This is a genomic window from Allobosea sp. CRIB-10 (assembly GCF_900112185.1).
Lineage (GTDB): Bacteria > Pseudomonadota > Alphaproteobacteria > Rhizobiales > Beijerinckiaceae > Allobosea.
Map to the genome: position 1 here is coordinate 22,096 of NZ_FOKP01000042.1, position 9,352 is coordinate 31,447.

Genomic DNA, 9,352 nt, shown 5'->3' on the forward strand with positions numbered 1-9,352 from the left:
GCGGCTAGAGCGGCGCGATCTGCAGCGGGTCGACCGAGATCGCCCGCTTCAGCGTGCGCAGGCCGAAGGTCGTGCGCGACTGCCGCATGCCCGGCAGGCGGTAGATCTTCTCGCGCAGGAAGCGCTCATAGTGCTCGGTGCCGCTGACCACGGCCTTGACCAGGTAGTCATAGTCGCCGGTGACGAGATGAGCCTCGACCACTTCCGGAATCCGCGTCAGCGCCTCGCCGAAGCTATCGAGCAATTTGTCGTCATGCTTGTCGAGCGTGATCTCGATGAAGACGACATTGTCAAGGCCGAGCGCGCGGTGGTTGAGCACCGCGACATATTTCTCGATCGCGCCGTTCTCTTCGAGCCGCTTCACCCGCGTCCAGCACGGCGAGGGCGAGAGGCCGACCTTCTCGGCCAGCGCATTGATCGTCAGCCGCCCGTCCTCGTTCAGGGCCGAGAGGATGCGCCGATCGATCGCATCCAATTCCTCGCCACGCCGTGCCTTGATCGCCATCGAATGAATTTTCCGTCAATCTCTGATATTGCAGAATAATCCTCTGACTATGCCTCAATCTCAAGGCCATTTCGGCAAGAACTTGATGATCTGCAACCCTAATATGCCCGCATAAGGACTGCGCCCAGACGGGCGTGCCTGCAAACGCGCCTTGCGGCCAACATCGTGGCGCGGAATGCTGGGTAGAGCGAGAGCCTAGGGAGCGTGGACATGACAGACCCCTCACCGCTTCGGTTCCATGTTCCCGTCCCCGCCAGCCGCCCCGGCGAAAAGCCCGACTTCTCCCACGTCGTGATCCCGAAGGCCGGCTCGGTGCAGCGCCCGCCGGTCGATGTCGATCCCCGCGAGATCCGCGATCTCGCCTATTCGATCATCCGCGTGCTCGACCGCGAGGGCGAGGCGGTCGGCCCCTGGGTCCCCGAGCTCTCCAAGGACGAGCTGATCCGGGGCCTGCGCCACATGCTGACGCTGCGCGCCTTCGACGCCCGCATGCAGATGGCGCAGCGCCAGGGCAAGACCTCGTTCTACATGCAGCACACCGGCGAGGAGGCTGTCTCCTGCGCCTTCCGCATCGCGCTCGGCAAGGGCGACATGAACTTCCCGACCTATCGCCAGGCCGGGCTCCTGATCGCGCACGACTATCCGCTCGTCGAGATGATGTGCCAGATCTACTCGAACGAGCGCGACCCGATGAAGGGCCGGCAATTGCCGGTGATGTACTCCTCCAAGGAGAACGGCTTCTTCTCGATCTCGGGCAACCTCACCACCCAATACATCCAGGCGGTGGGCTGGGCTATGGCTTCCGCGATCAAGGGCGACACCAAGATCGCAGCCGCCTGGGTCGGCGACGGCTCGACGGCGGAATCGGATTTCCACGCCGCGCTGGTCTTCGCCTCGACCTACAAGGCACCCGTCGTCCTCAACGTCGTCAACAACCAGTGGGCGATCTCGACCTTCCAGGGCATTGCCCGCGGCGGTTCGGGCACCTTCGCCGCCCGCGGCCTCGGCTTCGGCATCCCGGCGCTGCGAGTCGACGGCAACGACTACCTCGCCACCTATGCCGTGGCGCAGTGGGCGATCGAGCGGGCCCGCCGCAATCTCGGGCCGACCCTGATCGAATACGTCACCTACCGCGCCGGCGCGCATTCGACCTCGGACGATCCCTCCGCCTATCGCCCCAAGCACGAATCCGACGACTGGCCGCTCGGCGACCCCATCGTCCGGCTGAAGCAGCACCTGATCGCGATCGGCGCCTGGACCGAGGAGCGCCACAAGCAGGCCGAGGCCGAGATCCTGGCGACCGTCATTGCCGCCCAGAAGGAAGCCGAGAGCTTCGGCACGCTGCATGCCGGCGGCAAGCCCTCCTCGCGCGACATGTTCGAGGACGTCTATGCCGAGCTGCCGCCGCATCTGCGCCGCCAGCGCCAGCAGATCGGAGTCTGAGCCATGGCCCGCATGACCATGATCGAGGCGATCCGCTCGGCCCTCGACGTCTCCATGGGCCGCGACGACAATGTCGTCGTCTATGGCGAGGATGTCGGCTATTTCGGCGGCGTCTTCCGCTGCACCCACGGCCTCCAGCAGAAATACGGCGTCAACCGCTGCTTCGACGCACCGATCAGCGAGCTCGGCATCGTCGGCACCGCGATCGGCATGGCGGCCTATGGCCTGCGCCCCTGCGTCGAGATCCAGTTCGCCGACTACATGTACCCGGCCTATGACCAGATCGTCTCGGAAGCCGCGCGCCTGCGCTACCGCTCGGCCGGCGACTTCACCTGCCCGATGGTGATCCGCATGCCGACCGGCGGCGGCATCTTCGGCGGCCAGACCCACAGCCAGAGCCCCGAGGCCCTGTTCACCCATGTCTCCGGCCTGAAGACGGTGGTGCCGTCCAATCCGCGCGACGCCAAGGGCCTGCTGATCGCGGCGATCGAGGATCCGGATCCCGTGATCTTCCTCGAGCCGAAGCGGCTCTATAATGGCCCGTTCGACGGCCATCACGACCGCCCGGTCACGCCCTGGTCGAAGCACGAGCTCGGCGAGGTCGAGGAAGGCCACTACACCATCCCGCTCGGCAAGGCCGCGATCCGCCGCGAAGGTTCGGCCGTCACCATCGTCACCTACGGCACCATGGTCCATGTCGCCCAGGCCGCCACCGAGGAGACCGGCATCGACGCCGAGATCATCGACCTGCGCACCCTGCTGCCGCTCGACCTTGATGCGATCGTGGCTTCGGTCTCCAAGACCGGCCGCTGCATCGTCCTGCACGAGGCGACGCTGACCTCGGGCTTCGGCGCCGAGCTCGCCGCGCTCATCCAGCAGCACTGCTTCTACCATCTGGAGGCGCCGATCATGCGCGTCACCGGCTGGGATACACCTTACCCGCACGCCCAGGAATGGGACTACTTCCCCGGCCCCGCCCGTCTTGGACGGGCGCTTCGCGACATCATGGAGGCACGCTGATGGCCGAGCGCATCATCAAGCTGCCCGATGTCGGCGAGGGCATCGCCGAGGCCGAGCTGGTCGAGTGGCACGTCAAGGTCGGCGACATCGTCCGCGAGGACGATCTGATCGCCGCGGTGATGACCGACAAGGCGACCGTCGAGATCCCCTCTCCTGTCGAGGGCGAGGTCACCTGGGTCGGCGCCGAGATCGGCGACACCGTCGCGATCGGCTCGGCGCTGGTGAAGCTCAAGGTCTCAGGCGACGGCGCCGCGACCGAGGCATCGGCCGAGGCCGAAGCGCCGGCAGAGCCGCCGAAGGAAAAGCCCGCTGCCGCGGCTCCTGTGGCCGCGCCGGCGGTCGCTCCCGAGCCCGCTCCCAAGCAGTTGCCGACGCCGAAGCCCGCTGCTCCGGCCCGCCCGGCGCCTGTCGCCACCACGCCGGCGCCGCGCCGTCCGGTCGGCGAAAAGCCGCTGGCATCGCCTGCCGTCAGGCTGAAGGCGCGCGAGGCCGGCGTCGATCTGCGCCAGGTCCAGGGCTCCGGCCCGGCCGGCCGCGTCACCCATGAGGACCTCGACGCCTTCATCCTGCGCGGCCCCGAGGCTCCGACCAAGGGCGGGCTAGTCGCCAGGACAGGAATCACGGACGTCAAGATCGTGGGCTTGCGCCGCCGCATCGCGGAGAAGATGGCGCTGTCGAAGTCGCGCATCCCGCACATCACGATCGTCGAAGAAGTCGATGTCTCCGCGCTCGAAGACCTGCGCGCCGCGCTCAACAAGAAGCCGACGGCCGAGCGGCCGAAGCTGACGATATTGCCCTTCCTGATGCGGGCGATGGTCAAGGCGCTCGGCGAGCAGCCCAATCTCAATGCGCTCTATGACGACGAGGCCGGCATCGTCCATCAGCATGCCGGCATCGATATCGGCATCGCCACCCAGGCGCCGTCCGGCCTGATGGTGCCGGTGGTCAAGCATGCCGAGGCACGCGATCTCTGGGGTTGCGCCATCGAGCTCTCGCGCCTGGCCGAACGGGCCCGCGACGGCTCGGCGACGCGCGACGAGCTCACCGGCTCGACCATCACCATCACCTCGCTCGGCGCATTGGGCGGCATCGCCACCACCCCGGTGATCAACCATCCCGAGGTCGCGATCGTCGGCGTCAACAAGATGGTGGTCCGCCCGGTCTGGGACGGCACGACCTTCGTGCCGCGCAAGATGATGAACCTCTCCTCCAGCTTCGACCACCGCGTCGTCGACGGCTGGGATGCGGCGGTCTTCGTGCAGCGGCTGAAAGAGCTGCTGGAGACGCCGGCGACGCTGTTCGTGGATATGTGAGCGGCGGGAGCGAGCCATGACCGACATCACCTGCAAGCTCCTCGTCATCGGCGCCGGCCCGGGCGGCTATGTCTGCGCCATCCGCGCCGGACAGCTCGGGATCGACACCGTCATCGTCGAGAGCACCAAGCTCGGGGGCACCTGCCTCAACATCGGCTGCATCCCCTCCAAGGCGATGATCCATGTCGCCGAGGAATTCGAGAAGGCGGCCCATGCCGCCGCCGGCAAGACGCCGTTCGGCCTCACCGCCGCCGAGCCCAAGCTCGACCTGAAGCAGGCCGTCGCCTGGAAGGACGGCATCGTCCAGCGCCTCAACAACGGCGTCGCCGGGCTGTTGCGCAAGGCCAAGGTCAAGATCGTCCACGGCCAGGCCCGCTTCCGCGACGGCAAGACCGTGGCGGTCGAGACGGAGACCGGCCCTAAGACCATCACGGCCGAGGCGATCGTGATCGCGACCGGCTCGGTGCCCGTCGAGCTGCCCTTCCTGCCCTTCGGCGGCAACGTCATCTCGTCCACCGGAGCGCTGGCGCTGCCCGAGCTGCCGAAGCGCCTCGTCGTGGTCGGCGGCGGCTATATCGGGCTCGAGCTCGGCACTGCCTTTGCCAAGCTCGGCAGCAAGGTCACCGTCGTCGAGGCGCAGGGGAAGATCCTGCCGCTCTACGATGCCGAACTGACTGCGCCCGTCGCCAAGAGTCTCTCGACGCTCGGCGTCGAGGTCCTGCTCGGGGCCAAGGCGCTCGGCCAGACCGCCAAGGGCGACGGCCTGCGCATCGAGACGGCCGACGGCAAGGAGCGCGAGCTGCCGGCCGACAAGATCCTGGTCACGGTCGGCCGCGCGCCGGCAACGGCTAAGCTCGGTCTCGACGAGCTCGTGCTCGACATGGACGGCCGCTTCATCCGCATCGGCGAGCGCTGCGAGACCTCGATGCGCGGCATCTACGCCATCGGCGACGTCACCGGCGAGCCTATGCTGGCGCACCGCGCCATGGCGCAGGGCGAGATGGTCGCCGAGATCATCGCGGGCGAGCCGCGGATCTGGGACAAGGCCTGCATCCCGGCGATCTGCTTCACCGATCCCGAGATCGTCTCGGCCGGCCTGTCGCCGGCGGAAGCGAAGGCCGCCGGCTACGAGACCAAGATCGGGCTCTTCCCGTTCCAGGCCAATGGCCGCGCCATGACCCGCCATGGCGAGGCCGGTTTCGTGCGCATCGTCGCCCGGGCCGACAACCATCTCGTCCTCGGTATCCAGGCGGTCGGTCAGGGCGTCTCGGAGCTGTCCGCCGCCTTCGGCCTCGCCATCGAGATGGGCGCGCGGCTCGAAGACGTCGCCGGCACGATCCACGCGCATCCCACGCTGGGCGAGGCCTTCCAGGAATCGGCGCTGAAGGCGCTGGGCCACGCCTTGCACATCTGAGCGGGCGTCAGTCGTCAAATAGCCCCCTCTCCCTCTCTTCCCCGTTCCGGGAGAGAGAGGCGCCCTCTTCCGCATGGACTGAGCAGAATGAGGCGCGGGAGCCCTCTCCCGGAACGGGGGAGGGTTGGGAGGGGGCAGCGCCGAGGCAGGTCGCCAGCGCGCGACAGCCCCACGCCCGACGAGGCTTGACGAGATAGCCTTGGCCGCTTCGACTGTCAGGACGGGTCAGGACGGACCCGCCCTGACTGCCGGAGCTTTCAGCCGTGACCGAACCCTGCGATCTCGATGCCGTCACCGCCCGCCGCCTGATCGGCGAGAAGAAGCTCTCGGCGAGCGAACTGCTCGAAAGTTGCCTTGCCCGGATCGACGCGGTCGATCCCGCCGTCAACGCCATGGTGGCGCGCGACGACGATCGTGCCCGCGCAACCGCGAAGGCGGCCGACGCCGCCACCATGCGCGGCTATGATCTGCCGGCGCTGCACGGCCTGCCGATTGGCATCAAGGACCTGGAAGACGTCGCGGGCCTGCGCACCACCTATGGCAGCCCGCTCTTCGCCGACCATGTCCCAACGCAGGACCAGGGCATCGTCGCCTCCGTGCGCAAGGCGGGCGCCGTCATCGTCGGCAAGACCAACACGCCGGAATGGGGCGCTGGCGCCAACACCCGCAACGCCGTCTATGGCGTCACCGGCAATCCGTTCGATCCCTCGCGCTCGGCCGCCGGCTCCTCCGGCGGCTCGGGCGTCGCGCTCGCGACCAATATGGTGCCGATCGCCACCGGCTCGGACACCGGCGGCTCCTTGCGTAACCCGGCTGCCTTCAACGGCATCGTCGGCTTCCGCCCGACGCCGGGGCTGGTGCCGAGCGACAAGCGTCCGCTCGGCTGGAACCCGCTTCCGGTGCTCGGCCCGATGGCGCGTACCGTGCCGGATCTCTGCCTTCTGCTCTCGACCATGGTCAGCGACGACGCCGCCGACCCGCTGGCGACGACCATCCATGGCAAGCAGGTCCGGCGCGCGGAAGACTTCGCCCGGCCGGACCCTTGCGATCTCTCCTCGCTGAAGGTGGCGATCACCCCGGATTTCGGCTTCACGCCCACTGAAAAACACATCCGCGAGGTCTTTACCGACAAGGTCGGCCGCTTCAGCCAAGTCTTCGGCCGGGTCGACGAGGCGACGCCGAACTGCGCTGGCACCGATGAGAGCTTCGAGGTGCTGCGCGCCGTCTCCTTCCTCGCCAGCCATCACGAGCGCTCGGTCAAGACGCCGGACATGGTCGGTCCCAATGTCCGCGCCAATGTCGAGGAAGGCCTGCGCTATGGCGCGCTCGACGTCACCCGGGCCCTCAAGCAGCAGACCGTGCTCTATCATGAGTGGCAGCGCTTCTTCGAAAGCTACGACGTCATCCTCTCGCCGGCGATCACGCTGTCGCCGCGGCCCTGGTCCGAGCTCTATCCCGCGGAGATCGACGGCAAGCCGACGCGGACCTATTTCCACTGGCTGGCGAATGCCTATGCGGTGACGATCGTCGGCCATCCCGCGATCTCGCTGCCGGTCGGGCTCGACCGCAACGGCATGCCCTTCGGCCTGCAGATCGTCGGCTCGCGCGGCGGCGACGCCAAGGTGCTTGCGGTCGCGGCGGCGCTCGAGTCACTCTTGGCCGGCGATCCGCTGACGGCGCGCCCCGTGCCGGATATCGCCAGGCTGAAGGCCGCGCCGAGGCTCGCGGACAGCCCGAATTTCCTCGGCTTCGACTAGCCGAGGCACGCAGTTTTCCAAGCCACAACAGCAGGATGAACAGAGTTTGTAGCCGCACGATCCAATCATAAAAGGGGAGAGACCATATGAAGCGTCGTCAGTTCCTGCAGGGCACGGCAGCCGCCGCCCTGTTCGCTCCAGCGCTGGCGCGGGAGGCGATGGCACAGGCGCCGAGCGCGACCGTGCTCAAGATGGCGCCGCAGGCCAACCTCACCTCGCTCGATCCGATCTGGACCACCGCGACCGTCACCAACAACCACGGCTATTACGTCTTCGACACGCTCTATGGCGGCGACCTCAATCTCAAGCCGCAGCCGCAAATGGCCGAGGGCCACGAGATCTCGGCCGACGGCAAGGTCTGGAAGATCAAGCTGCGCGAGGGGCTCGCCTTCCATGACGGCCAGCCCGTTCGCCCGGCCGACTGCATCGAGAGCCTGAAGCGCTGGTGCCAGCGCGATCCCTACGGCCAGCTCCTGATCAAGGCCGTCGAGGCCTGGGGCGCGCCGGACGAGCGCACCATCGAGATCAAGCTGACCCGGCCCTTCCCGATGATGCTCGACTGCATGGCCAAGGCGGACAACCCACCCTTCATCATGCCGGAGCGCCTCGCCAAGACCGAGGCGACCAAGCAGGTCACCGAGATGACCGGCTCAGGGCCCTACAAATTCGTCGCCAGCGAATACGTCTCGGGCAGCCGCGTCGTCTACGAGAAGAACGAGGCCTACAAGCCGCGCAGCGAGCCGCCGAGCCGCAATGCCGGCGGCAAGGTCGCCCATTTCAAGCGGATCGAATGGCCGATCCTGCCAGACCCTGCAACCGCCGCCGCCGCCCTGACCAAGGGCGAGATCGACTGGTGGGAGCGCCCGCTCGCCGACCTGCAGCCGCTGCTGGCGAGGAGCCCCGATATCGTCCGCGAGGTCATCGACAAGAACGGCCGCGGCTCGATCATGCGGCTGAACCATCTGCAGCCGCCCTTCAACAATCCGAAGGTGCGCGCGGCCGTCCGCCTCGGCGTCAACCAGGAAGACTATATGCGGGCGTCGCAGGGCGACGACACCACAGCCTGGCAGCTCTGCCGGAACCTGTGGTGGCGCGGCACGCCCTATTACACCGGCGAGCTCGAGGACCTGATGCCGCAGAGCCTCGACAAGGCCAAGGCGGCGCTGAAGGAGTCCGGCTACAATGGCGAGAAGGTCGTCATCATCAACCCAACCGACTTCCCCGATATCGGCCCGCTCGGCGACGTCACCTACGAGTTGCTGAAGTCGATGGGCATGAATGTCGAGATGGCGGCGAGCGACTGGGGCACGGTGATCCAGCGCCGCAACAGCCGCGAGCCGGTCGAGAAGGGCGGCTGGAGCATCTTCCACACCACCGGCGCGGCCGTCGGCTGGGGCAACCCGGCCCTGTCCAACCTCGTGCGAGGCCCGGGCGACAAAGGCTGGTTCGGCTGGTGGACCAATGCCAAGGCCGAGGAGATGGCCGAGGAATGGCTCTATGCGCCCGACGAGGCCAAGCAGAAGCAGGTCGCCGTCGCGCTCGGGCGCCTCGCGCTTGAGGAATGCGCCACGATCCCGCTCGGCCAGTTCGTGATCAAGACGGCCTATCGCAAGGGCCTGACCGGCATGCTGCCGGGCTCGGCGCCGTACCCTTGGGGGCTGAAGCGGGGGTGAAGACTGGCCCTCAAACGTGACGGGAAGGCGCGGGGAACCCTCTCCTGTAAGGAGAGGGCAGGGTGAGGTGTAGGCCGTTCGACCAGTTCCGCGAGGCCTGACCGCGCGGGTGGGTTCAGGCCAACGTTGCCACTCCGAACACCTTGTAACTCTCATTTTGCCTCATCTGCTATACCAGCGGTTGCGGTGGCAGGTGGAAGACCGACAGCCCTGAGGGACACCAAGCC

7 protein-coding genes are annotated in these 9,352 nt (G+C 67.5%); 6 read left to right on the forward strand and 1 reads right to left on the reverse strand.

Going from position 1 to position 9,352, the window contains the following annotated elements:
* Positions 1 to 4: 4 nt before the first annotated feature.
* On the reverse strand, positions 5 to 505 hold the full coding sequence (locus tag BMZ69_RS29605; RefSeq protein ID WP_092163606.1) for an Lrp/AsnC family transcriptional regulator: 501 nt from the start codon (positions 503 to 505) through the stop codon (positions 5 to 7).
* A 210-nt stretch (positions 506 to 715) separates the two neighbouring features.
* Here BMZ69_RS29605 and BMZ69_RS29610 point away from each other — a divergent pair, with 210 nt between their 5' ends.
* The 6 genes from BMZ69_RS29610 (at position 716) to BMZ69_RS29635 (ending at position 9,125) form a co-directional block, all read left to right on the forward strand.
* Complete coding sequence (locus BMZ69_RS29610; RefSeq protein ID WP_092163607.1) at positions 716 to 1,948, forward strand: 3-methyl-2-oxobutanoate dehydrogenase (2-methylpropanoyl-transferring) subunit alpha; 1,233 nt, start codon at positions 716 to 718, stop codon at positions 1,946 to 1,948.
* A 3-nt stretch (positions 1,949 to 1,951) separates the two neighbouring features.
* On the forward strand, positions 1,952 to 2,968 hold the full coding sequence (locus tag BMZ69_RS29615) for an alpha-ketoacid dehydrogenase subunit beta (RefSeq protein WP_092163608.1): 1,017 nt from the start codon (positions 1,952 to 1,954) through the stop codon (positions 2,966 to 2,968).
* Positions 2,968 to 4,281 carry a dihydrolipoamide acetyltransferase family protein gene (locus tag BMZ69_RS29620; protein WP_092163609.1) on the forward strand — a complete coding sequence of 438 codons (1,314 nt, stop codon included), beginning with the start codon at positions 2,968 to 2,970 and terminating at the stop codon, positions 4,279 to 4,281. The genes BMZ69_RS29615 and BMZ69_RS29620 overlap by 1 nt, the downstream gene beginning before the upstream one ends.
* A 16-nt stretch (positions 4,282 to 4,297) precedes the next feature.
* Positions 4,298 to 5,695, forward strand: coding sequence for a dihydrolipoyl dehydrogenase (gene lpdA / locus BMZ69_RS29625; RefSeq protein WP_092163610.1), 1,398 nt, complete (start codon positions 4,298 to 4,300; stop codon positions 5,693 to 5,695).
* 263 nt (positions 5,696 to 5,958) lie between these two features.
* The gene (locus tag BMZ69_RS29630) at positions 5,959 to 7,452 is read left to right on the forward strand and encodes an amidase (protein ID WP_092163611.1); all 1,494 of its coding nucleotides are present in this window, start codon (positions 5,959 to 5,961) and stop codon (positions 7,450 to 7,452) included.
* A gap of 86 nt (positions 7,453 to 7,538) precedes the next feature.
* On the forward strand, positions 7,539 to 9,125 hold the full coding sequence (locus BMZ69_RS29635) for an ABC transporter substrate-binding protein (RefSeq protein ID WP_092163612.1): 1,587 nt from the start codon (positions 7,539 to 7,541) through the stop codon (positions 9,123 to 9,125).
* The last annotated feature ends 227 nt before the right edge of the window (positions 9,126 to 9,352 follow it).

Coding starts and splice junctions, on each gene's coding strand:
- BMZ69_RS29605 (WP_092163606.1), bottom strand. CDS start 505: ATGGCGATCAAGGCACGGCGTGGCGAGGAATTGGATGCGATCGATCGG.
- BMZ69_RS29610 (WP_092163607.1), top strand. CDS start 716: ATGACAGACCCCTCACCGCTTCGGTTCCATGTTCCCGTCCCCGCCAGC.
- BMZ69_RS29615 (WP_092163608.1), top strand. CDS start 1,952: ATGGCCCGCATGACCATGATCGAGGCGATCCGCTCGGCCCTCGACGTC.
- BMZ69_RS29620 (WP_092163609.1), top strand. CDS start 2,968: ATGGCCGAGCGCATCATCAAGCTGCCCGATGTCGGCGAGGGCATCGCC.
- lpdA (WP_092163610.1), top strand. CDS start 4,298: ATGACCGACATCACCTGCAAGCTCCTCGTCATCGGCGCCGGCCCGGGC.
- BMZ69_RS29635 (WP_092163612.1), top strand. CDS start 7,539: ATGAAGCGTCGTCAGTTCCTGCAGGGCACGGCAGCCGCCGCCCTGTTC.